The organism is Phormidesmis sp. 146-20, assembly GCF_052939475.1.
Map to the genome: position 1 here is coordinate 49312 of NZ_JBJPHT010000024.1, position 22021 is coordinate 71332.

Consider the following 22021-nt stretch of genomic DNA (forward strand, 5'->3'; position numbering starts at 1 on the left):
GTAGAGAGAAAAATCATCGGTTCACTTACCCAAACGCCAGTTCGATGAAGTTCTTTTACTGGGTTGTTTAACGTCAGTTCGATGAGAGTGACTCGCTTCGTTTCAATCGGCTTCAGCCCCCTAAATCCCCCAAAATTGGGGGACTTTGAACGAGAGATCTTGTCCAAAAGTCCCCCAGAATTGGGGGGTTGGGGGGCTGAAGTGCTGAGTAACGGAGCGGAAAAACTCTATCGAATTCACGTTTGTTTGGTGTCTTATGCCTTTGCCAATCTGTCACTGCTTTTCATCACTTGATTATCGCAAGTGACCTAGAGCCAAGGCTGTGACAAGCATTCCAAACACGAGAAAGGGTTGAGCACTCGCTTGATATTTCACGTCATTTTTGAGGGGATCACGCAAAAAGTACATGTCTTGAAAGGTGATCTGAGGAATGATCAACAAAATCAACAGCACTGCGTAGAGGTTTTGGTGCGTGTAAATCAAGTAAGCAGCCACGCCCGCCTGAAATACATCGATCATCAAAACGCAAATCCAGGCAGCATTGATCACACCAAACATAACTGGGAGTGAGTTGAGTCCCAGCTTACGATCGCCCTCTACACTCTTAAAGTCATTGATGATGGCAATTCCCAGTCCCGCAAAACTATAGAACAGGGTGAGCCAAACGATCGTCGGAGTCAATTCGCCAAACAGCGCGTGACCCGTCCACCAGGGAATTGCAATATAGCTGGCTCCCAGGGCAAAGCTCCCCGTCCAACCGTTTTGCTTGAGTTTCAAGGGCGGTGCCGAGTAGATGTAGGAGAGAAAAGATCCGCCGATCGCCAACGCCGTGATCGTCGGAAATTCGTGGCCTGCCCAGACATCCAGGGCGTAAGCAACCCCCAGCCCCGCAAACAGCAGCACCCAAATTTGGACGACCACCTGATTGAGCGGAATGGCACCCGATGGAATGGGGCGGTAGGGTTCATTAATGGCATCGATCTCGCGATCGTAGTAGTCGTTGAGAATCTGCGTATAGCCCGTCAGCAGTGGGCCAGCCAGCAACAAACCCGCAGCCGAAATTAAAAAGTTCTCTAGCGTCCAGGTGTACTGACCCGACGAAGCAGCCCCACAGATGATCCCCCACATCAAAGGAATCCAGGTGATCGGCTTCATCAGTTGTAAACGAATCTTCCAGATCGAAGACTCTTTCACCGCTGCGCCTTTCATGCCGAGTAGTTGACGAGTTTTAGCATCGCGATCGGACAAAGCATCGCCGCCCAACTCTAAAGAATCGACTGACTCAGATGAGGGGGAAGTTTCGGGAGAAATGTCAGACATAGGGGGAGAAGAGGGGTGAAGGATGAGAACAGGGATGAGGGATGGGAGAGGTTGGTGAGAAGGTTGAAGAACAATGGAGAGGTGACAGTGAAGAGCGGAGGTCAGACGACTGAGAGCAGAATGATCTACCTGATCTACTTTTCATCCCTCATCCCTCTCTCCCATCCCTTCTAGAAGGAAATAATTAGATAGCCGTCTTGAAACTTGGCACCTCGGACGGGCTGGCCACGCAGTTCGGGGGGGAGGGAGATGTTGCGACGCTGATCGCCTGCTTCGATCGTAATCTCTGGCCCGTTTTGACTTAGTTTGACCTGTTTTTTATCAAATCCTGGCAAAAAGAGGGAGACTTTGCGATCGATCACACTCACTGCCATCGCACGGGGAGCCTGACTGGTCTCTTCAAGGTCTGGCAATGCGTCGATCAAAGGCTGCCAATCCCGTACTGGGAGAGAGGAAATGGCGGTGACAGGCAGGGGATTAAAGGTGTCGCTGAGATCAGATGCAGACTGGTTGGCAATCACACCCGCGATCGTGAGGCCGATTTGTTGAGCGCTTCCCCAGAGGTATTGGGCGGTGGCGATCGCAGCAGGATCGTCCGTCGTCACCAGGTAAGCGGCCATGCGTTTGGGATTGTTGACGGCTTGTTGACCTTGCGCTAGTAAATCATTTACCTGCCCCGTCGGTTGAGCAAAATTGTCTCCGGCAAAGCTGGCATTGTTGAGAACGGCACCCGCCACAGGCTGAATAAACGGAGACAGCGTTTTACCCAGATCGGAATCTGCAAAGACTTGACGAAATCGCCGAATGTACCAGCCTAAAATCTCAGGCATTCCTAACATTCTCAGCGTGTCTTGATTGCCCAAACCATCGTAGACAATCACATCATATTGATTGCTGGCATCAAATTCACGAATAGCATTGAGGGCGATCGCGCTGTCCATTCCAGGCATCACGCCCAGTTCTTGCCCAAAGACTTCCTTAAAAAACGGAGTTCGCAAATACTGCGCTTCTAATTTTTTGACCTCATCCCAACTGCGTTCTAACAGCGTCGAAGTCTGGAGTTGAACGGCTTGCAACTTGGGAGAAATTTCCTGCGGGTCAACGCCCACAGCGGCACCCAACGCCATACCAAACGCCGGACTCGCATCTTGACCCACTAAGAGAACCCGCTGACCCTGAGCGGCGAACTTTTTGGCGGCCGCAATCGCGATCGTGGTTCGCCCTGTTCCACCTTTGCCGAGAAACGTCAATATAAAAGCCATGTCTGATCAAATAAAGTTTTGAGCCTTGAGTAAAAAAATTAAAAATAATTCAAAACTCAAAGCTCTTCCTATGTTAGCGATTGCGTGAGATCTCAAGCTAACTTGACGGCTCAACTTCGTCTTCAAAGAACCAGGTTCCGGTCTGATCTTCAAACTGCACCAACATACCAACCCCTGCACCATCGACTACTTTAAAGTCGCGAATCGTGCCAACTTTACCTAATTTATTGATAATTTCTTGAGAAACCCGATCGCGCAAGCGGCGCACACGAACCTTTTGACCAATTTCCATTGCAACTAGCATTGATGACAGAGGATACAAGCTACCCGAAAGTCTACCAGAATGTTGCGTCTTATTAAGCAGTCTCGACCAAAAGGCAAAAAACATCCGACAAAACACGAAAATATCGGCTTCTGACGCTATACTTCAACCTCTATTCCTTCATTTTTAGGTCGAGCCTCCATGTTGGCAAAGAGAATTCTGCCTTGTCTAGACGTGAAAGCAGGGCGCGTAGTCAAAGGTGTGAATTTTGTCGATCTGCGCGATGCGGGCGATCCGGTAGAGTTGGCGCAGGCTTACAATCTGGCGGGGGCTGACGAACTGGTGTTTTTGGACATCACGGCCACTCATGAAGATCGAGACATTATTTTTGATGTGGTTTATCGCACTGCCGAGCAGGTGTTCATTCCTTTGACGGTGGGCGGTGGCATTCAGAATCTCGACGTGATCAAGAAACTATTGCGGGCGGGAGCGGATAAAGTCAGCATCAATTCCGCTGCGGTGCGCGATCCAGACTTCATTAATCAAGCGAGTGCCCGGTTTGGAAATCAGTGTATTGTCGTAGCGATCGATGCTCGTCGTCGTCCCGATCCCACGAATCCCGGTTGGGATGTGTTTGTCAGAGGCGGCCGCGAAAATACTAAACTGGATGCCGTCTCATGGGCAAAAGAAGTCGAAAAACGCGGCGCAGGCGAACTGTTGATCACCAGTATGGATGCCGATGGCACTCAAGCAGGCTATGACCTGGAACTGACACGCACGATCGCTGACCAGGTACAAATTCCTGTGATTGCCTCCGGAGGCGCTGGCACTTGTGACCACATCTATCAAGCCGTCACCGACGGGAAAGCAGAAGCCGCTCTGCTCGCATCATTACTTCATTACGGACAGTTAACGGTTTCTCAGATAAAGAATTACTTAAACGATCGGCAGATTCCCGTGCGCCTCACCGAGGCTATAACCCTGTGAAGGCTTGAGATTCAAAGGTTTTGGCTGAAACCATAGAGTAGGTTATGATCAAAGTGTGGTGTTTACCAAGCTTGAAACAGAGCAACACTTTCTGAGCGTCTGTTACACTGTGTAAACTATGTTAATTATCATTCTCATCATTGTGATTGGTCTCGTGTCCTGGTCGCTGCACTTAATGCAGGAGGCAGTCGATCAGCGCGAATTTTCTCTCATGCTGGCTGGGACGCTGGTGGCGTTTTCGGCGGTAGCAATGATTGGCGTGTATTTTCTGATGGGCAACTATGTCGGATATGTGGCGCAAATCAGCCACAACACGGCCTATACAAGTCAGCCTGATATTCCCATCACCTGGTCTGCCGAAGATATTCAAGAAGTGCAGGCTTTTTATCAGTAAGGGTTTCTTCGCGTCAAGATGAAGTTGTCTCCCTTCGCTATTCAGGACTTGCTGCCCCCACTCCCCCATTCTTGGATTCATCGAATTCACATTTGTTTTTAGATAACTCTAATTTCGATCGCAGCACCTCTACTCTTTGTGCAAGAAGTTTAATAAAGTGGCTGTTTGCAACTTGCTCAAATTCTGGGGCCAGGGTTCGCTAAGATTCAGAGAGTGGTGAGTCGATCGGGTTCAATTCTCGGCAAACGAAGGATTTCAACCCCGACTATTCAAACACTCAAACCTTTCGTCTGGCGCTGCATGAGTTATTACATTTCTCCTCGCTTTCTAGATAAACTTTCGGTTCACATTACCAAAAATTATTTGACGCTGCCCAATGTCAAAGTGCCTCTCATTTTGGGCGTTCATGGCAGAAAAGGCGAAGGAAAAACCTTTCAGTGTGAGTTGGTCTATGAGCGGATGGGCGTGCAAGTCGTCAGTATGTCGGCGGGAGAGTTAGAAAGCCCCGATGCGGGTGATCCAGCTCGTTTGATTAGACTGCGCTATCGAGAAGCGGCTGACCTGGTAAAGGTGCGCGGCAAAATGGCGGTGTTGATGATTAACGATATTGATGCGGGAGCGGGTCGAGTTGATCAGTTTACGCAATACACCGTCAATACGCAGTTGGTCAATGGCACCTTGATGAATATTGCCGACAATCCGACGAATGTGCAGCTTCCGGGCAGTTATGAAATTGAGCCGATTCAACGCATTCCTATCATCGTCACTGGCAATGATTTTGGAACCCTTTACGCCCCGCTGACTCGTGACGGTCGGATGGAGAAGTTTTTTTGGGAACCCGATCGCGACGATCGAATTGGCATTGTCAGTGGCATTTTTGAAGCCGATCGCGTCAACCAGGGCGATGTCGAAAAATTAGTGGATGCGTTTCCGACTCAGGCGATCGACTTTTTCGGAGCGATTCGATCCCGTCTTTACGATGAGCAAGTTCGCAATCTAATTCAAAAAGTTGGGTTGGATCGCATCTCTCTGCGAGTGGTCAACAGTGCCGAAGCGCCACCCGAATTCAATCGACCTGATTTTAGTTTGCCTCATCTATTAGAAGTGGGTCGATCGCTGGTGGGCGAACAGCAACGCATGAACGAAATGCGCCTGGTTGAGGAATACAATTTGACGATCGGCAATCGCAGGCTGGGCGAAATCAATATGATGCCAGCCCCCCCAGTTTCACAGTCAAACTCACAGTCAAGCTCACCGCAAAACTCATCGCCCAACGGTCACACGCCAACGATGAGCTATAACGGTCAATCTTCTAGCACTCGTCTCAGTCCTGAAATGGTCAGCGAAGTGAATGCGATCTTAGGAAATGGACACCGCTTGGGCATTGAATATGTGGACGATCGTCGCTTTCGCACAAATTCGTGGAACTGTTATGGCATGTTTGACGGCAATGGAGCCAAGGCGATCTCAGCCTTAGAATCTTGTCTATCAGAACACCACAAAGACTATGTGAGACTGGTGGGAATTAATGGGAGCGACAGGCGCAGAGTGATAGAAACGATTATTCAGCGTCCTGGCAGAAGTTGAACGCATCACTTTAGGTCGAATTCGATAAAACTCTTACTTCACACGAGGCGCAACTTCTTTAAGTCCCCTTTTTTAAGGGCAGTTCGATGAGAGTGACTCGCTTCGTTTCAATCGGCTTCTGCCCCCTAAATCCCCCACGAGTGAGGGACTTTGAACGAGAAATATTGTCTCAAAGTCCCCCAAAATTGGGGGGTTGGGGGGCAGAAGTGCTGAATAACGAAGCGAGAAAACTCCATTGAATTCACGTTTTTTTAAGGGCAGAAGATCTCAACGACGAAGCAAAAGAACTTTATCGGATCGACTACTTTAACCACTTATAGTTGAATGATTTTTTTGTTGTGCAATTCCTCCAGATGTATCAGTGAACCAGCCCCCATGACAATATCGAACTTCATTAGAGAACGCTGAGTTTGATAACCCGCTAACACGCGAATCACTTGATATTCAGTCGTCAAATCGCTCGTGCCATCCCATTTGAGATAGGCTAATTGATTTGAAGCAACTTCACTCAATTGTTCAACAAACTCTTCAATACAATTCCTGACATCCGAGAGAATGCCAGAGGGCATAAAAATCAATCGCTCTTGCAAATCCATGGTAACGGTAACTTGGTATCGTCTCACTAACGAGCATTGCAACTCAAAGCTAAACGAAACCGAGTCAGGAAGGTGTCTCCTAACGGCCATGTTGTTTTATCCTCTCTATTTAGTTCAAAGAGGATAGGAACGCTGACGGCTCAAACGTTCCCCCATCGTATGAAGTGTATGCAGGATCTTGATTCCAACCTTTCAAGATCCCATCGCAAAGCAGACGTAGTACAATCATGAACGCCTCCAAAGTTAGTACGTTTAACTTAGGTGGAAGTCCTCGGAGGTCTGATCGCCACAATCAGATTTCCGGGGCGTGATACCCACCTGCGGAATATCTTACAAGAGTTTTTGGTTTTTTGGAATCCCGAATTTTAATTCGTGTGAATCTCGGTATCGATCGAGTACTCTTTTAATCTCATAATTTCAATGTTCGCACAGTCATACATAACAAGTTGAAATTTGAAATTTGCCTCCGCCCATCATTCATTCAAAAACGCTGCATTCTGACATATAGCCTACGATCGACCTCACCCAAAATCGGTATGATTGTCTGCAATATCGAAGGTGTGAGGAATGGATAGACTGCTGACTGGTGCAACTGTAATCACAATGAATCCGGGGCGAGAAGTGCTAGAAGATGCCGCCATTTTGGTGAGGCACGATCGCATTCTCGATATTGGCAACACGATTGAACTAGTGGCAAAATACCCCGATGCCGACCAGTTGGATTGCAGCGATCGCACCATCATTCCTGGAATGGTCAACACGCACACGCATTTGTTTCAGACCTTACTCAAAGGGTTGGGCAACGATCGGGTTCTCAAAGATTGGTTTACCTGCATGACTGGGCCATCTGCGGCCCAACTCACTCCAGAAGATTGTTATGCAGCAGCGCGTCATGGCTGTGTGGAAGCAATCAAATCAGGCACCACAACGCTCGTTGATTTCATGTATGCCCACCCCAAAGGCAAGCTAACCGAAGCCGTCATTCAAGCCTTTCAAGAGACAGGAATGCGGGGTATTGTGGCGCGGGGCTATCTCACACTGGGAGAAGAGTTTGGCGTTCCCAAAGCATTAATCGAACCGTTGGATCAAGCGTTATCTGATGCGTCCAATTTGATCAACAAATACAATCAACCTGATGCGCGAGTTCAAGTTGGGTTAGCGCCCTGCATGATTTGGAGCGTAGACACAGAAACCTTATCCAAAACTCGTCAACTTGCGGATGATCTTAAAGCACTAATTACGATTCACGTTTCTGAAACTCCGTTTGAGATTGAGAATTCCATACAGCGTTTCGGAATGCGTGATCTTCCCTATCTCGAATCGATTGAATTTCTCAAGCCTGACGTGTTAGCGGTGCATTGTGTTTATTGTGACGATCGTGATCTTCGCATTCTCAAACTACACGATGTCAAAGTGTCTCACAATCCCTGTAGCAATCTGTATCTCGCCTCTGGTTTCGCTCCCATTCCCCAAATGCTACTCGCAGGAATCACCGTCGGATTAGCCTGTGACGGGCCCGCCAGCAACAACAATCACAACATAATTCACAGCGGCGTTGTTGCATAAAGAGGGGTTGCGGAGGGTAGAGACATGGTAAGTTTCAATTACCACACCAAAACTACGCCATGAAACCTCAATACCGCATCCGCAACTGGTCTGAGTATAACGCTGGATTGAAGCAGAGAGGAAGTCTCACCTTCTGGATCGAGGAGTCTGTGCTGGAGGCATGGATTGTTGAGGATTTGAGCGGTAAGCCCGGAGCATCCAAGCTTTATAGCGATTTGGCAATCCTGACGATGGCGACGTTGAAAGCCGTGTATCAATTAGCCGGACGGCAATGCCAAGGCTTCGTGGAATCCATTTTTGAGTTGATGGAGATTGATTTACCCGTTCCTGACCACAGCACTCTATGGCGACGATTGGGTCAACTCTCGGTTGAACTGCCGGTGGTGCCGAAGGAGGGGTCTCGTCATGGGGTGGTGGATTCAACGGGGGTGAAAGTGTATGGCGAAGGGGAGTGGAAAACCCGTCAACATGGAGTGAGCAAACGACGCACCTGGCGCAAACTGCATCTGGGAGTCGATGAGGCAACGGGCGAAATCTTAGCGGCGGTGGTCACAACCAACGATTTCCATGATGGAGAAGTGCTCAACGATGTGCTGGAAGCCATTGAAGAGCCGATAAACCAAGTCTCTACCGATGGTGCGTATGACCATCGCCATTGCTATGACGAGATTGAAGCCAAAGGAGCTAAAGCCGTCATTCCTCCGCGCAAGGATGCCAAGATTTGGCAGCATGGCAATCGTAAAGGCAAGCCTCATCAACGGGATGAGAATCTGCGTTCGATTCGTAAGCATGGACGCAAACGCTGGAAGCGCGACTCTGGCTATCATCGTCGATCGATTGCAGAAACCACCCTGTTTCGCTTCAAAACGATCTTTGGCGGCAATCTCAGTGCGCGTCAATTTGACAATCAAGCGGTGGAGTTGTTCATCAAATGTGCTGCGCTCAATCGGATGATTCAGATTGCCAAGCCTGATAGCTACAAGGTTGAAGCTTAATACCAAGACTATTCCAATGCGGATCTGACCGTTTTTCTAATCATGCAACAAAGCCTAATCTTGCTCAAATATTTTGCCTAAAGCGGCGGGCGGCGTGCTGCGAATCAGTTCTGAAGCCGTACGATCGATTGGAGAAGGTAACAGTTTCAACAATCGCTCTAACCACTCACTCGAAGTCAATACGAGAAATAGGATCATCAACATAAACGGGGCGACTGTAAAAACCTGAGTCGGAATGTCAGGAATTGTACTTTGAGCAACGCTGGCTAACGATTGTAGAATTCCAAATAGATAACAACTCAACGCGACGCGCAATGGATTCCAACCCCCAAAGATCACGATCGCTAATGCTATCCATCCATAGCCTGCGGTATGTAAATGGCTCCATCCAGCCTTGAAGTCTAGCGAGAATGCGGCTCCCGCCATCCCTGTCATGGCTCCCCCGATCGCCGTGTAGAGATAGCGCATCAAAACGACATTCGTGCCTCTGGCAAAGGCAGCATTGGGCTGTTCGCCGATCGCTCTGAGCATCAAGCCAGCACGAGTCCGATAAAAGTAAACCCAGATCAGAGCGATCGCTGCATAGCTGAGGTAAACCAACAGATCACTGCTAAAGAATAGTTCGCCTAAAAGAGGAATATGCTGCAACACAGGAATCTTGAAGCTGGGCACTGTCGGGCCGGGAATTCTCACAAACGAGTTGCCCAAAAACGACGACAAATTTGCGGCCAGTAGCGCCAACACAAAGCCGATCGCCACCTGAGATTGTTTGAGCGTCAAGGTTCCTAGGGCGACAATCAGGGCAATCAGTGCCCCTACGCCGGCCGCACCCGCAAAGCCCAAAATTAGACTGGGGACGGCTCCGGTGGATTCGAGGGTTTTGGCGATCGCAAAGCTGGTCATTGCACCCAGCAAAATTGTGCCTTCGGCGGAGAGATTGATCACCCCGGCGCGTTCGGTGACGGTTTCACCCAGGCAGGCAAAAACGAGGGGCGTAGAGGTGGCGATCGCTGTCGCCAAAATTGGCATAAATTGTGCAAAATTCATCACGTCAGTCCTGTATCTAAGTGAATTTGAGTGAGCCAAAGTTCAGATTTTATGATTTAGATTTTATGAAGTGTCTCCAAAGTCTCCGATTTGCCCAATTTCAGGAATTACGATACGAGGATGAACACCAAACTTTTGATCAGGAGAATCACAATGCAATCACGTCGGCTTCCTTCAATTTTTACTTTCAGCACTTGTCTGCTAACGGCTGCATTCACCCTTTCTGCCAACTCGTCCAACGCTCAAGGAACCACAAAGAAAGCCCCTGTAAACCCTTATCCTGAGCAAGTTGTCCAGATTTTTGTTGATTCTTGCACATCGGGCGGCAAAAGTGTCGATCCGGCTGTAATGAGAAAAATTTGTAGCTGCTCGATCGACGGCATTCAAAACCAATACACGCTGACAGAATTTATCAAAATTAGCGACGAACTTGGGGCAAATAAGCCGATGCGTCGTGAAATGACTCAAATTGTTCAATCTTGTGCTGCACAGGCGTTGAAGTGAATTTGAAGTAAACAATGGGGAGTTAGGCACTGGTCGATCAGCGAATTGGTAAGCGATCGCGCAAAGCTCCCCATTTCACCGTTTCGCTCAAGCCTCGCCCTAAGAGAATAAACAGCACCAGCGTTCCTTGAATCACACCGGAAAGAGAAGATTCTAGACTGAGTTCTAGCGGCAGTTGTAGGCTACCAATGTTTAATGCACTGAAGAAGAGGGCGATCGGTAAAATCATCCAGGCATTAAACCCAACTAACATCGCAACCAGTAGAGCAAGATAGCCCAACCCACTCGAAATGCTGGGAATTAAGCGATGAAACACGGCTAAAACCTGTAACGCGCCTGCAATTCCTGCGAAACCGCCACAAATCGCAAATGCACTCAGCAATTGACGAATCGAAGGAATGCCTAATATATAGGAAGCGCGAAGATTTTGACCCACGGCTCTCAGACGCAACCCAAAATAAGTGCCTCGCAAGACGATCAGGGTGATGATTACGGAAGCGATCGCTAAAAGCAATGCTATGGGACTCGCATCCGTCTTACCAAATGTGGGCAGCCAGAGAGATTCGCGAAACTGCTCAGTTCCACTCATTGATGCAACGCCGTCACGCTTCCACGGCCCAAAAATTAAATACAGCGCTAATCCATCTGCGACAAAGTTTAAACCCAGTCCCGCAAAAATTTCGTTAATGCGACCGTACACATTCAAAATACCCGCCAGCAATCCCCAAATGACTCCACCCAAACCACCCGCAACAATGGCTAAGAGAATCACCAGCGCAGGCGGAAAAGCATCCTGAGTCAGGCGCATCATCAACGTGGCGGCGATCGCTCCAAACGCAATCTGCCCTTCGATACCCAAGTTGTACAAGCCTGCTGTAAAGGTGAATAATAACCCACTGGCACAGAGTAAAAGCGGTGAAAGCGTGGCCACCACTCTCGCAAACTGCCCCACTGTCCCAAAGGCTCCCGTCCACATTTTGCTGACGACTTCTAGCGGAGAAGCCCCGACTAAAACAATCACGATCGCAATGAAAACGAGCGCCACGACGATCGCGATCAGTTGATACACCAGAGATTTAGAAACAAGTGTCATTTTCTCCATTCCAAACACTATTTATTTAACGGGTTGTTTGACATGAATTCGATAATGGTTTTTGGCTTCGTTGTTCAACGCTTCTGCCCCCCAACCCCCCAATTTGGGGGACTTTAAGATAGAAATTTTGGTGCGGGTTTGTTTAGCGAATTGAGGATTCGACGCGCTCACTGAGTCGTCCTCCGATCATTTGACCCAGACGATCGACCGTCAGATCTTCAACCGCGATCGGCTCGGATGCCTGTCCGCCACTGAATACGATTACGCGATCGCTGTACTGCATAATTTCATCCAAATCAGAGGACATAAACAAAATGGTTGTTCCTCCCTGACATCGGGCGATGAGTTGCTGCCACACCCACAACACCGATTCGATATCCAATCCACGGGTGGGATGCTCCATGAGCAACAGATTCAGCGGTACGGGTAACAGAGCCAGTTGTGTGCGTTGTTGATTGCCGCCTGATAGCCGTTCGACTCGTGTGTTAGAGTTGCCACGAATGTTGAACATTGCGATCGCTTGCACCGTTTGCTTGAGCGTTTCTTTCCAATCTACAAACAGGCTGCGCGACGGTGTACGAAGGGCCACATGATCGTGAATTGTCAGCCCCGAAACCAGACCTTCTTTGAGGCGATCGGCGGGAGAATAGCCAATTCCATTATTCAAATAATCGCGGTAGGGTTTGTGGGTCATGTCTAGGTTGTCGATGATGACTCGCCCTGTGGACGCTTTGAGCAGTCCCGCACAGAGTAATAAAAGCTGTTGTTGTCCGCTGCCTTCGAGTCCGGCCAGCCCGATGACTTCTCCTTGATAGACGGTGAGGTTGCCCATGTTTAGCGTTAAGCGATCGGTGACCAAACGAACGGCTTCAAGCTGGAGAGAGGGCGTTTCCTGGCGAGTTTTGGGCTTCATCGGCAGTGCCAGTTCGCGTCCAAACATCAGGTCGATCAAGATTTCATCAGGACAAGGAATCTCGGCATGGCCCATCAGTTTGCCCTGACGCAGAACGGTAACGCGATCGCACAATTCTTCAATATCTTCGAGCTTGTGGGAAACGAAAATGATCGACTTTCCTTCTGTCGCCAACTGCTTCATTGCCTCAAACAGCGCCGTCTTTTGAGAGGCCGAAATTCCGGTCGTCGGCTCGTCTAAAATCAGCGTTTTGGCACCCAACGACAACAGCCGCAAAATCTCTAACTGCTGCCGTTCGCCGACGGTGAGATTGCCCAAAATTTCGTTGGGGTTGAGATTAAAATTCAACTGATGTGACAATCGCTCAAGGTCACGCTGCGATCGTCGTCGATCCAAAAATAGATTCCCGCTTTTGCCAACCATGAAATTGTCTAACACCGACAGCGGCGGAAAGTCTAGCGGATCTTGGTGCAGCATCCCCACCCCGTGAGCGATCGCATCTGCGGGCGTTTTGATTTCGACCGCCTGGCCATCCAGGAGAACCATTCCCGAATCGCGACTGATAAAGCCACTCAAAACCTTGACCAGCGTACTTTTTCCGGCTCCATTTTCGCCCAACAGCCCATGAATTGTCCCGGCAGCGATCGTCAGCGACAGGTCATCATTGGCCTGCACCGTTCCAAAGCGTTTGCTGATGTGTTGTAGTTCAACCTTCATAGGGATAGTGGGTGATGGAGCGTTGTGTTTGCGGTCATTTTGACCCCTTGCGGGTCAAGCTTTTGCCTCCCAGGCTGCCAATTCTGGAGGACTTTTAGCAAAGAGTTCTGACCTAAAGTTTGCCAATCAATCGAACAACGTCTCAAATCCACCGTTGGAGTAGGGTCAGGACGTGAAGAGCAGCGGGAGCGAGGCAGTGATGGATGAGCAGGGGGCGATCGTAAATTCACAAACCGTCCATGCCTCCATTCTCTACCTCTGCCCGTGAGGGTTGCAGAACGCTACTTACTCGGCCCCTCCATGCCTGCTAACAATTGTGGCAGATACCAGATTTGCTGATCGGTGGCCTTCTCGCCCGCGTTCAAGAACGGCGTTCCATCCTGGAAGTTCATCGGCCCTTTGAAAGGATCGATGCTGCCGTCTCCTAACCCTTTGACAAACTCATCAATGAATTTTTTGTTTTCACCCAGCGCTGTACCAGGATTGAAGCCGATCATATTTGTACCGGGATTGTTGATGTCTTGCCAGTTGGGCCCCGACCAGACAAACTCACTCGTAAATTTGCCGTCTTTTGCCTTTTTGATGGCATCGGCGTAAGGAGAAGCCCAATTGTAGTAAGGCGTGCCCAAACAGATGTCAGGAGCCAGATTACAGCCCGTTGCCAGGTCATAGTGCGTAAATTTCACTTTCTTACCTGCTTCGGCCGCTTTCTTGCCCTGGACGGCCGCTTCTGGCGTATCGATGCCAGACATCACCACGTCAAATCCCCCGTTGTAGAAGTCATCGGCCACCTTGGTCGGGTCAAGCGTTTTGCCAGGAATGTTGAACCAGAAGCCAATCCAGGTGACTTTGAAATCAAGGTCGGCGGCGGGCTTTTTGCGGTAGTTTTCCCAGCAGTATTTGGCACCCATAAAGGCAGACGAAGCGTAGCGGCGCGTTTCATCATTGATTAGTGGGCCGAGGTAGCCGATTTTGCCTGTTTCGGTGCCCAGGGCGGCCGCGCAGCCAGCAATCATTTTGCCGTACTCCATCCTGCCCATGATGTTGCTGAGATTTGCCTGATTTTTGAAATTTTTGCCTTCCTTCCAGGCGTAGTCACCAGAGGCATGGATCACCTTGACATCGGGATGTTTTTTCGCAGTTTCTAGTGCGTCGTCCTTGAAGTCGTCGGAGTTAAAGATCACAAATTTTGCCCCTTTTGCGATCAGGTCATCCGCCACCTGCGAGCCTTTGACATTGGGGCGATCGGCCGGGTTGACCTTATCCACATACTCCAGTTTGACTCCGGGTAGAGTTTTGATCGCTCCCTTGATGCCTTCAAAGTGCGATTGGTTCCATCCGCCATCTTGTTTTGGGCCGACCAGCACCATTCCCACCACAAAGTCACTTGCTGCCGGAGATCCTGCTGCTGCCGGAGATCCTGTCGCGGCCGGAGAACTGGTCGTCGAGGTATTTTGACCCCCACAGGCACCCAGTAGCAGCGCGAGCGCCATTCCAGGAGCCAATTTTTTCGCGGTGGCACTCATGCGTTGCACAAAATTCAGACCCTTCAAATTCATAAATTCTTTTCTCTAGTTCAGACAGGTTAACGAGCGTAGAAGCAAACTGTGAGGGCGATTGTCTCACTAAACGCGATCGTTTCCTCACAAGATGTATCGAACTTGACAGCAGAGCAATTTGGAGGGGTAAGGGAGCACTTCGATGATCTGTTCCCCCTTTGGGGGTAATCCGCTGCGCGAGGAGGGAGGAGAGAGGAGGGATGTCTGTTTCAGTTAAAAGGGGCAGCCCTTTCAAGGTCAATTGAGCTACTTTTAATAATCTATGAACCCCCTGGTAAATGGAGATTTCAATCTTTTGAGCAGGAGAAATTACCATCTACCATTTGGAGGCATTCTGATAGAAATTGATGAAAACTGCGGACAAGGATATCTAAAATGCCCTCAAATTGAGCGATCTCCCCTCGATTTCCATCGATTTCAGTACGCTTGACCTACGTGCGAGGATAAGCAGGTATGATTGAAAGCCGTGTTAGATAATAATTTCAGGCAATTATAAAGCTCTTTGGCAGTACACCTTGAAAGGGCTGGTTAAAAGGGGTGGTGTTATGAAGGGGTGAGTTCGATGAAGTTTTTCGCTGCGGTTACTGGTATTTCAGGGTTTCAGCAAATGGATAAAGTCGAGCTACGATAATGCTCGGATATGGGTATATGGTGACTTTCTACTGTGTAGAAACTCTTCTCCATGTGAATAAAAGCTTTAGTCGCCTGAGACGAAGGCTTGGAGTATCCACCGATCGCCCTTCTTTGCGAAAACAGCCCGATAGCCTAAAGGACGATAAGCCTGACGATTGGGGACGTAGCCGCGTCGATCGTTGGGCAAAATGACGGGAGTCCAGCCGTTGAGATTATCGGGTGAAAGGGCCTCGTCTTGTAGGGGTTGGGGCGAAGCTTCAAGAGTCGCCTGATCAAACTGCACAATCTCATTCTCAAGAACGGCAACGCCGGGAGAATTGGCAATAGGCTGCGATCGCACGATCGCTTCTCCCACAATCACAACCGACGTTTCGTAAGCAAGTGGCTTTTGGGGCGCAGTTTTCACCGCTTGATCAAATTGCCTAAACACCGTGGGGCAAGAAAAAAGTGGTTCCTGATTTGGCTGGGGTAGCGTTGCTTCATCGGTGCAGCCAGGGGCGATCGCCTTTTCTAACTGTGACCAAAAGGGTGAATTGGGATTGTCGGGATTGAGATAAGACAGCGATCGATGGGGCCCAAATCCAAACTGAGTTTCCTCGGTGACGATGCTGCGAATAAAGGTCACGTCTCTCTTTTGAACAGCCTGCCGCAATGTCTGGAGAAAGCTGGCAAAATCGGGCGATCGACTGGATTGATCCGCCAGCACAATTCGCCAGTGAGGAAAGTCAACAGGCGTTGGAGAAGGTTGGGCTGAGGGTTGAGTGACAGTTTCCTGGCAAGGGGCGAGTGAAGCCATTCCAACTGTGAGCATGATTGCCCCACTCAGGAGCAGAGCTTGTTTTTTCATAGGAGGTTGCCGACCGATCGAAAGGATCGTGTTTCTTAGTCCGCTTGGATTGCGATCAAATCAGGATGCTCAGGTGTGACGAATTTTTCTACGATACGATCGACGATGCTGCCACGACCCAAAAGACATGGACTGTGAAGTACCCCACTGCATGGCGGATGGGGCTTCCAGTTTCATCGGTCAATGCCACGTTAGGGAATCTCTAAGAGATTTCGTACCAAGTACGATGATGGTCTTACTTGTCCTCCGGAGGTTTAGCGCACTTGATGCGGCTCTAACTCCCGTAGCAGATTGCTCTACTACCCTGGCAGCAACCCTGCTTCCCAAGGTTGTTGATTTCAATTCGACAAACGCATCTTGGATTTACGGGAATGCCCGACCAGCAGGACTTGTTTCTTCCCCCTTTCTCATGCTAGTTGCGGGGCTAAAAGCCTTTTGTGGTCAGCCATGTGGGTGGGTCATCGACCGTTTGTATTGTATCGGATTTCTCGCGCTCGTTGGTGAGAGATTGGCGCTACCGCGCCGTTGCTATCCATCCCTACCGCATGGCGGATGGGGAATTCCACAAATTAGTTAACAAATGGACTTTAACAATCTGACTCGATATCCTTACGCCTCTGGTAGACGGGTCGTTTTGGGTAGACGAGGAGCCGTCGCTACCAGCCAACCTCTGGCAACTTTGGCGGGATTAGAAATGCTGCGATCGGGCGGAAATGCTGTAGATGCGGCGGTAGCGATGGCGATCACGCTTACGGTCGTCGAGCCAACTTCTAATGGGATTGGGTCTGATGCGTTTGCGCTGGTCTGGGACAGTCAACTGCATGGCTTGAATGCGTCGGGCAAAAGTCCTCAAGCTCTCTCGCCAGATACGTTTGCCGGACTTGAGAAAATGCCGTCTCTAGGCTGGTCAACTGTCACCGTTCCGGGGGCTGTCTCGGCGTGGCAAGCGCTCTGGAAGCGTTGGGGGAAGTTGCCCTTTGAGCGATTGTTTGAGCCAGCCATCTACTATGCGGAGGCGGGCTATCCGGTGTCGCCTGAGACGGCCCGCGCCTGGAAACGAGCAGAACAGGTTTATTTACCCTTAACCAGTCCAGAGTTTCAGCCGTTTCAGCAGGTGTTTTTTCCACAGGGGCGGGCACCCCAGGCGGGAGAAATTTGGCGCAGTCCCAATCATGCCAAAACGCTGAGAGCGATCGCTATCACGCAAGGAGAGTCTTTTTATCGAGGGGAGTTGGCGGCGGCGATCGCTACCTTTGCCGCACAAACGAATGGACTATTCACCCAGCAAGATCTGGCTAATCATCAGCCTGAATGGGTCGATCCGATTTCTACAAACTACCGAGGAATGACGGTTTGGGAGCTTCCACCCAATGGTCAAGGCATTGCAACGTTGATGGCATTGAATATTCTCGAAGGCTATGATCTGTCGCAGTATCCGCGTGAATCGATCGAGGCTTATCATTTGCAGATCGAGGCGATGAAGTTAGCGTTCGCGGATGCCTATCGTCACGTTTCTGATCCAGCCTTTATGGAAGTGTCGATCGCTAATCTATTAGACAAGAAGTATGCTGATGAACGGCGATCGCAAATTCATCACACTGCTATTCCTCGCGCTGTGTCTGGGCTGCCTCAAGGCGGTACTGTTTATCTCACCGCAGCCGACGGAGACTTGACCGTTTCTCTGATTCAATCTAACTACATGGGATTCGGCAGTGGCATTCTCATTCCCGATACCGGAATTGCTTTACAAAATCGGGCTACAGGATTCACGTTAGCGTTGGGGCACCCCAATCAAGTGGCTCCTGGCAAACGTCCATTTCACACGATTATTCCTGGATTCCTGAGTCGAGAGGGGCAACCATTAGGCGCATTTGGAGTGATGGGTGGGCCAATGCAACCTCAAGGACATCTGCAAATGGTGATTAATTTAGTCGATTATGGTCTCAATCCACAAGCTGCTTTAGATGCTCCGCGCTGGCGTTGGTTGAGTGACGATCGTGTCCTATTAGAGCCGTCTGTTTCTCGTGATGTGGCGGTGGGGTTGAGCGATCGTCGTCATCAAATCCAACTCAGTGCAGAACCTGGTGACTTTGGTCGGGGTCAAATCATTCTACGTCATGGTGATGTTTTGGTTGCTGCCTCAGAGCCTCGCGCCGATGGACTGGCAGTAGCATATTGAAGGGATGAGGGAATTGTCGGAAGCGATCGAGGTGCCGCTCTGTACAATGCTAGATACCAACAGTAAGAGGTTGCTGGTTGACGATAGAGCGAGTTATTCATTTATTCCATAACGGCACAAGTCAATCGCTAACGATTCCTCACGAGTTTGAGCTACCTACAGACGAAGTAATCATTCGCAAGGAAGGAGAGCGTTTAGTCATTGAGCCTGTCAAACGATCTTCTCTATTAGCATTACTTGCAACACTGCCAGATATCGCAGATGAATTTCCTGACATAGACATGGGGTTACTGCCGATCGATAAATAGCGCGAAGTTAATAGAACTATAGAATTACACTGCCGCGATCTTCAGTTCCGTTTTGCCAACCTATCATTCCGTTTTGCCAGCCCATCCTTTCGGTTCTCTAACGGAGCATTCTGTTTTTCTAATGAAGCATTCCGTTCTGACAACGAATCATTTTGGTTTTCTAACAAAACATTCCGGTCTTGCCACTCCATCCTTTTGTTTTTCTAACGGAGCATTCTGTTTTTCTAATAAATCATTCCGTTCTGACGATGGATCGTTTTGATTTTCTAACGGATCGTTCCGTTTTTTTAATAGATTGTTTCGATCGCGTGACGGATTAGAGGATATCTAAAAAGAAACGTTCCTATCGCGAGGGTAGAAACGTTGTCAAAGTTGGCAAATTTTAGACGTGAACAGACTGTTCTTTCTATCAAGCAATCACAGTCGGCGCAAGCTCCGGGGTAGGTTCGATCGACTCTTTCTTATTGCGGCGGGCAAAATGCTGCTTGAGTTGTTCCACTACAATCTTCATCCCTGGCATATCGTCATGGGATTTGGCTGCATCGTAAACCTTCAGTGCCGCAACATAAGCTTCACTGTGGGCAGCAAAATAGGTATCATCCACCAGGCTATGCAACTCCATTAGGGCCATTAGCACCGGATAGAGGTCCTCAATCAACTGCACATCTTTCTGCATTTCCTCCACATCAAACGATCGGGGGAGACAACCAGAATGTTGTTGCGCGGCATCCAGGCAATTGAGGATAAAACCGCGAGCACGATCGCCGACCTTGGGCAAAGTTCTGCGTTCTTCTGCGCTCAAATGCAACAAGAACGGCATGGCTTGCTTGATGGTCTCGATCGCCTCCATCACAGTCTGACGAGCGTCTGCATTTAAAGTGGCGCTGACTCGATTTGATGTCATGTAGATTACACAAAAAAGGGATTAATACTTAGATAGCTCTGCGCCTACTGCCTTGTCGAGGGGGTAAATACTTTACGATCGCTCACAATTTGGCAGTCACTCTCCACAAGAGAAGCGTCGTCGTGCTGGTGTGCGATCTATTTCAGGGTTAACGCTAAATCCAAGCATTCCTGTCGAAAATCTCCATCTCAAAGTCCTCCAAAAATGGCAGGTCTGCCGTGTACACACAAGTCGATCCTGTCATTGCTGAGATCCTTCGCCCCCTAAATCCCCCAAAAATGGGGGACTTTGAGCCGTCGTCATGGCTTTGAACTTTGGAAATCTTTCCTTGGTCAAAGTCCCCCAGACTGGGGGATTTAGGGGGCTGAAGCCGCCTGAAACGAAGCGACAACGACTTGTATGTACACGGTAGGAATTGGCAGGTGGGGGCAGAAGATCTCAGCAACGGAGCGAAAGAACTTCATTAAATTGACCGTGAATGAAAGCGCGATCGTCCCAATTCCCTTTGGCTCAGAACCTCAAGTCGTTCAATCTGGACGATCGCCCATTCTCCTTTCAAATTAGCTTCCTCATCTTCTCCCTAAGCTCTCCCTTTCCAATATCGGTAGGCATCGGCTAGTTTTTCGTCGTAGCGGTTGGCTCGATAGCCTTCGCCGTTGTAGCGGAGTGCAAAGCCGGCCCAGTCGCGGTTGATTAAAAAGCGATCGAGACGGTTGCTCTTGATAAAGTTAAACATTGCCATGAGTTGTTTGCCTTCGCTGAGGTGCATATCGCGGACAAAACTTTCGACATCTCTATAGCCCGCCGCTTCGTGGTTAAAGCCCATCACCTGACCCAACCCCCAAGAGGCTGACTTGAGGGCACCTGCGCGATTGAGCCGAGCCGCTTTGTACAAGCGATCCCATTCAGCAGCACCGCCCAGATAAAGGGCACGATTCCACACGGGGCTAGAAATGTCGCCATTAGAACGATCGAAGCGACTGTCTGTAAATGCCGAAAACCAGTGAGCTTCAAACAAGATTTTGGGGCGGCCATCCTTAAAAAATCCTGACCCTGCGGCTTCGACATCCACCACCGCCCGGACTGCGGCCACCTCACAGCCGATCGACTGAGCCACCGATCGATAGTCCCCATCCACCAGTTGACGAATCGGACGCACGATCGCAATTCCTGAAATCGTCGGCTCCAAAAGAAACTGTGCCGCTTGAGGGGGCATCTCATTCGATTTGAATTGGTAAACCCTGGCAAAGGCAGCATAGGCGGCTTGAGTGCCATTGCCCCAAACGCCATCGATCGGCCCTGGTGCATGACCCAACGCATCCAGACACTGTTGCACTTCTCTCGCCAAGCCCTGACTCGCCGCAATTCTGTCAATCTGCCAAATCACGCCCCCGGTTGCAATCTCGCGCAAGCCTCTAGGCAAGGCCTGGGTCGGGCTGGCATATCTCGGAGTTGGGGCAGGCGTGGGAGTCGGCGTGGGTGTAGGTCTGGGCGTAGGGACAGGTGTCGGCGTGGGCGTAGGGGTCGGAGCAGGAGTCGGGGTAGGGGTGGGAGCAGGAGCCGGGACTGGAACAGGACTTGGCGTGGGAACAGGAGCAGGAGTCGGGGTAGGGGTGGGAGTCGGAGTCGGCGTGGGAACAGGCGCAGGCGTGGGAGTCGGAACAGGGGTTGGAACAGGAGTCGGAACCGGAACAGGGCTTGGCGTGGGAACAGGCGCAGGCGTGGGAGTCGGAACAGGGGTCGGGGTCGGAATAGGCGTAGGGGTTGGAGCAGGAGTCGGTGCCGGAACAGGTGTAGGAGTCGGTCTGGGCGTGGGAGTCGGAGCAGGCGTAGGAACGGGCGTTGGTCTGGGGGCAGGCGTGGGCGTGGGGGTCGGACGCGGGGTCGGAGTGGGTGTAGGAGTCGGTCGAGGCGCGGGGGTTTGGTTGATTCTCAGCAGCAGTTGAGCCGCTCTTGGAGACAGTTCTTCTGGCTTGAGTTGGTTGGCTCTCGCAAAGGCAGCATAGGCGGCTTGAGTCCCGTTGCCCCAGAGTCCATCGACGGGCCCAGGCTGATATCCCAACAAAATCAGGCGCTGCTGGACTTCTCTCGTCAAATCACGATCGGCTCGTACACTAGCAATTTGCCAGGTCGCTGAAGCAGCAGCAAGGTCTCTCAGATTCATGGTGGGGCCCGTCCTCTTGTGTAGATGGCTTTCCAATTTTAGGCGCGATCGTCAATTCTCTCTGAGAAAAATCTACGTGCTTTCAAATAGAGAAGTCTTCTTTTGTTACAAATGCTTAAGGGGCTTAGGTTATAAGCTGCGTTTCTCAAGTCGCTTGCAAGCACTGACTAGCTCTAAGTTTTAG

At 50.0% G+C, this 22021-nt stretch carries 19 protein-coding genes; 8 read left to right on the plus strand and 11 right to left on the minus strand.

The window, feature by feature from the left end:
- Positions 1-294: 294 nt before the first annotated feature.
- The 3 genes from chlG to petP form a co-directional block, all read right to left on the minus strand.
- Entirely contained in the window at positions 295-1320 is a 1026-nt protein-coding gene (gene chlG, locus ACKFKH_RS18870; RefSeq protein ID WP_446859877.1) for a chlorophyll synthase ChlG, read from the minus strand.
- Positions 1321-1490: 170 nt separating this feature from the next.
- Positions 1491-2582 carry a Get3/ArsA fold putative tail anchor-mediating ATPase NosAFP gene (locus ACKFKH_RS18875; RefSeq protein ID WP_446859878.1) on the minus strand — a complete coding sequence of 364 codons (1092 nt, stop codon included), beginning with the start codon at positions 2580-2582 and terminating at the stop codon, positions 1491-1493.
- Between the two features lie 97 nt (positions 2583-2679).
- Positions 2680-2886 carry a cytochrome b6f subunit PetP gene (gene petP, locus ACKFKH_RS18880; RefSeq protein ID WP_446859879.1) on the minus strand — a complete coding sequence of 69 codons (207 nt, stop codon included), beginning with the start codon at positions 2884-2886 and terminating at the stop codon, positions 2680-2682.
- Positions 2887-3045: 159 nt separating this feature from the next.
- On the opposite strand from petP, the gene hisF reads away from it, so the two are divergent.
- The 3 genes from hisF (at position 3046) to ACKFKH_RS18895 (ending at position 5812) form a co-directional block, all read left to right on the plus strand.
- The gene (gene hisF / locus ACKFKH_RS18885; protein WP_446859880.1) at positions 3046-3831 is read left to right on the plus strand and encodes an imidazole glycerol phosphate synthase subunit HisF; all 786 of its coding nucleotides are present in this window, start codon (positions 3046-3048) and stop codon (positions 3829-3831) included.
- 118 nt (positions 3832-3949) lie between these two features.
- A complete protein-coding gene (locus tag ACKFKH_RS18890) occupies positions 3950-4225 on the plus strand; it encodes a hypothetical protein (protein WP_446859881.1) in 276 nt (91 codons plus the stop codon).
- Positions 4226-4525: 300 nt separating this feature from the next.
- A complete protein-coding gene (locus tag ACKFKH_RS18895; RefSeq protein WP_446859882.1) occupies positions 4526-5812 on the plus strand; it encodes a ribulose bisphosphate carboxylase small subunit in 1287 nt (428 codons plus the stop codon).
- 314 nt (positions 5813-6126) lie between these two features.
- Here the strand turns inward: ACKFKH_RS18895 and ACKFKH_RS18900 are convergent, their stop codons facing one another.
- Positions 6127-6498, minus strand: a complete 372-nt coding sequence (locus ACKFKH_RS18900) for a hypothetical protein (protein WP_446859883.1) — start codon at positions 6496-6498, stop codon at positions 6127-6129.
- Positions 6499-6975: 477 nt separating this feature from the next.
- Here ACKFKH_RS18900 and ACKFKH_RS18905 point away from each other — a divergent pair, with 477 nt between their 5' ends.
- Both ACKFKH_RS18905 and ACKFKH_RS18910 read left to right on the plus strand, forming a co-directional pair.
- Positions 6976-7974 carry an amidohydrolase family protein gene (locus ACKFKH_RS18905; RefSeq protein WP_446859884.1) on the plus strand — a complete coding sequence of 333 codons (999 nt, stop codon included), beginning with the start codon at positions 6976-6978 and terminating at the stop codon, positions 7972-7974.
- Between the two features lie 59 nt (positions 7975-8033).
- Complete coding sequence (locus tag ACKFKH_RS18910; RefSeq protein WP_446859885.1) at positions 8034-8969, plus strand: IS5 family transposase; 936 nt, start codon at positions 8034-8036, stop codon at positions 8967-8969.
- Positions 8970-9023: 54 nt separating this feature from the next.
- Here the strand turns inward: ACKFKH_RS18910 and ACKFKH_RS18915 are convergent, their stop codons facing one another.
- Positions 9024-10016, minus strand: a complete 993-nt coding sequence (locus ACKFKH_RS18915; protein WP_446859886.1) for an ABC transporter permease — start codon at positions 10014-10016, stop codon at positions 9024-9026.
- 153 nt (positions 10017-10169) lie between these two features.
- On the opposite strand from ACKFKH_RS18915, the gene ACKFKH_RS18920 reads away from it, so the two are divergent.
- Positions 10170-10520 (plus strand): hypothetical protein, encoded by a 351-nt coding sequence (locus ACKFKH_RS18920; RefSeq protein WP_446859887.1) that lies wholly within the window; start codon positions 10170-10172, stop codon positions 10518-10520.
- 37 nt (positions 10521-10557) lie between these two features.
- On the opposite strand, the gene ACKFKH_RS18925 is transcribed toward ACKFKH_RS18920, so the two are convergent.
- The 4 genes from ACKFKH_RS18925 to ACKFKH_RS18940 form a co-directional block, all read right to left on the minus strand.
- Positions 10558-11613 (minus strand): ABC transporter permease, encoded by a 1056-nt coding sequence (locus ACKFKH_RS18925; RefSeq protein ID WP_446859888.1) that lies wholly within the window; start codon positions 11611-11613, stop codon positions 10558-10560.
- 142 nt (positions 11614-11755) lie between these two features.
- A complete protein-coding gene (locus ACKFKH_RS18930; protein ID WP_446859889.1) occupies positions 11756-13243 on the minus strand; it encodes an ABC transporter ATP-binding protein in 1488 nt (495 codons plus the stop codon).
- Positions 13244-13524: 281 nt separating this feature from the next.
- Positions 13525-14802, minus strand: a complete 1278-nt coding sequence (locus tag ACKFKH_RS18935; protein ID WP_446859890.1) for a BMP family lipoprotein — start codon at positions 14800-14802, stop codon at positions 13525-13527.
- Between the two features lie 697 nt (positions 14803-15499).
- Entirely contained in the window at positions 15500-16282 is a 783-nt protein-coding gene (locus ACKFKH_RS18940; RefSeq protein WP_446859891.1) for a hypothetical protein, read from the minus strand.
- Between the two features lie 580 nt (positions 16283-16862).
- Here ACKFKH_RS18940 and ACKFKH_RS18945 point away from each other — a divergent pair.
- Together ACKFKH_RS18945 and ACKFKH_RS18950 are read left to right on the plus strand one after the other, a co-directional pair.
- Entirely contained in the window at positions 16863-18461 is a 1599-nt protein-coding gene (locus tag ACKFKH_RS18945) for a gamma-glutamyltransferase family protein (RefSeq protein ID WP_446859892.1), read from the plus strand.
- A 77-nt stretch (positions 18462-18538) separates the two neighbouring features.
- Entirely contained in the window at positions 18539-18769 is a 231-nt protein-coding gene (locus ACKFKH_RS18950; protein ID WP_446859893.1) for an antitoxin, read from the plus strand.
- A 409-nt stretch (positions 18770-19178) separates the two neighbouring features.
- Here the strand turns inward: ACKFKH_RS18950 and ACKFKH_RS18955 are convergent, their stop codons facing one another.
- Both ACKFKH_RS18955 and ACKFKH_RS18960 read right to left on the minus strand, forming a co-directional pair.
- Positions 19179-19673, minus strand: a complete 495-nt coding sequence (locus ACKFKH_RS18955) for a hypothetical protein (protein WP_446859894.1) — start codon at positions 19671-19673, stop codon at positions 19179-19181.
- Between the two features lie 580 nt (positions 19674-20253).
- Entirely contained in the window at positions 20254-21837 is a 1584-nt protein-coding gene (locus ACKFKH_RS18960; RefSeq protein WP_446859895.1) for an N-acetylmuramidase domain-containing protein, read from the minus strand.
- Between the last annotated feature and the right edge of the window lie 184 nt (positions 21838-22021).

What these genes read in the sequence shown, in the direction of transcription:
- ACKFKH_RS18925 (WP_446859888.1), bottom strand. Translation starts at nt 11,613, where the DNA reads ATGACACTTGTTTCTAAATCTCTGGTGTATCAACTGATCGCGATCGTC.
- ACKFKH_RS18915 (WP_446859886.1), bottom strand. Translation starts at nt 10,016, where the DNA reads ATGAATTTTGCACAATTTATGCCAATTTTGGCGACAGCGATCGCCACC.
- ACKFKH_RS18905 (WP_446859884.1), top strand. Translation starts at nt 6,976, where the DNA reads ATGGATAGACTGCTGACTGGTGCAACTGTAATCACAATGAATCCGGGG.
- ACKFKH_RS18875 (WP_446859878.1), bottom strand. Translation starts at nt 2,582, where the DNA reads ATGGCTTTTATATTGACGTTTCTCGGCAAAGGTGGAACAGGGCGAACC.
- ACKFKH_RS18955 (WP_446859894.1), bottom strand. Translation starts at nt 19,673, where the DNA reads ATGACATCAAATCGAGTCAGCGCCACTTTAAATGCAGACGCTCGTCAG.
- ACKFKH_RS18930 (WP_446859889.1), bottom strand. Translation starts at nt 13,243, where the DNA reads ATGAAGGTTGAACTACAACACATCAGCAAACGCTTTGGAACGGTGCAG.
- ACKFKH_RS18900 (WP_446859883.1), bottom strand. Translation starts at nt 6,498, where the DNA reads ATGGCCGTTAGGAGACACCTTCCTGACTCGGTTTCGTTTAGCTTTGAG.
- chlG (WP_446859877.1), bottom strand. Translation starts at nt 1,320, where the DNA reads ATGTCTGACATTTCTCCCGAAACTTCCCCCTCATCTGAGTCAGTCGAT.
- ACKFKH_RS18945 (WP_446859892.1), top strand. Translation starts at nt 16,863, where the DNA reads ATGGACTTTAACAATCTGACTCGATATCCTTACGCCTCTGGTAGACGG.
- ACKFKH_RS18935 (WP_446859890.1), bottom strand. Translation starts at nt 14,802, where the DNA reads ATGAATTTGAAGGGTCTGAATTTTGTGCAACGCATGAGTGCCACCGCG.
- ACKFKH_RS18890 (WP_446859881.1), top strand. Translation starts at nt 3,950, where the DNA reads ATGTTAATTATCATTCTCATCATTGTGATTGGTCTCGTGTCCTGGTCG.
- ACKFKH_RS18920 (WP_446859887.1), top strand. Translation starts at nt 10,170, where the DNA reads ATGCAATCACGTCGGCTTCCTTCAATTTTTACTTTCAGCACTTGTCTG.
- ACKFKH_RS18960 (WP_446859895.1), bottom strand. Translation starts at nt 21,837, where the DNA reads ATGAATCTGAGAGACCTTGCTGCTGCTTCAGCGACCTGGCAAATTGCT.
- ACKFKH_RS18940 (WP_446859891.1), bottom strand. Translation starts at nt 16,282, where the DNA reads ATGAAAAAACAAGCTCTGCTCCTGAGTGGGGCAATCATGCTCACAGTT.
- petP (WP_446859879.1), bottom strand. Translation starts at nt 2,886, where the DNA reads ATGCTAGTTGCAATGGAAATTGGTCAAAAGGTTCGTGTGCGCCGCTTG.
- ACKFKH_RS18910 (WP_446859885.1), top strand. Translation starts at nt 8,034, where the DNA reads ATGAAACCTCAATACCGCATCCGCAACTGGTCTGAGTATAACGCTGGA.
- hisF (WP_446859880.1), top strand. Translation starts at nt 3,046, where the DNA reads ATGTTGGCAAAGAGAATTCTGCCTTGTCTAGACGTGAAAGCAGGGCGC.
- ACKFKH_RS18895 (WP_446859882.1), top strand. Translation starts at nt 4,526, where the DNA reads ATGAGTTATTACATTTCTCCTCGCTTTCTAGATAAACTTTCGGTTCAC.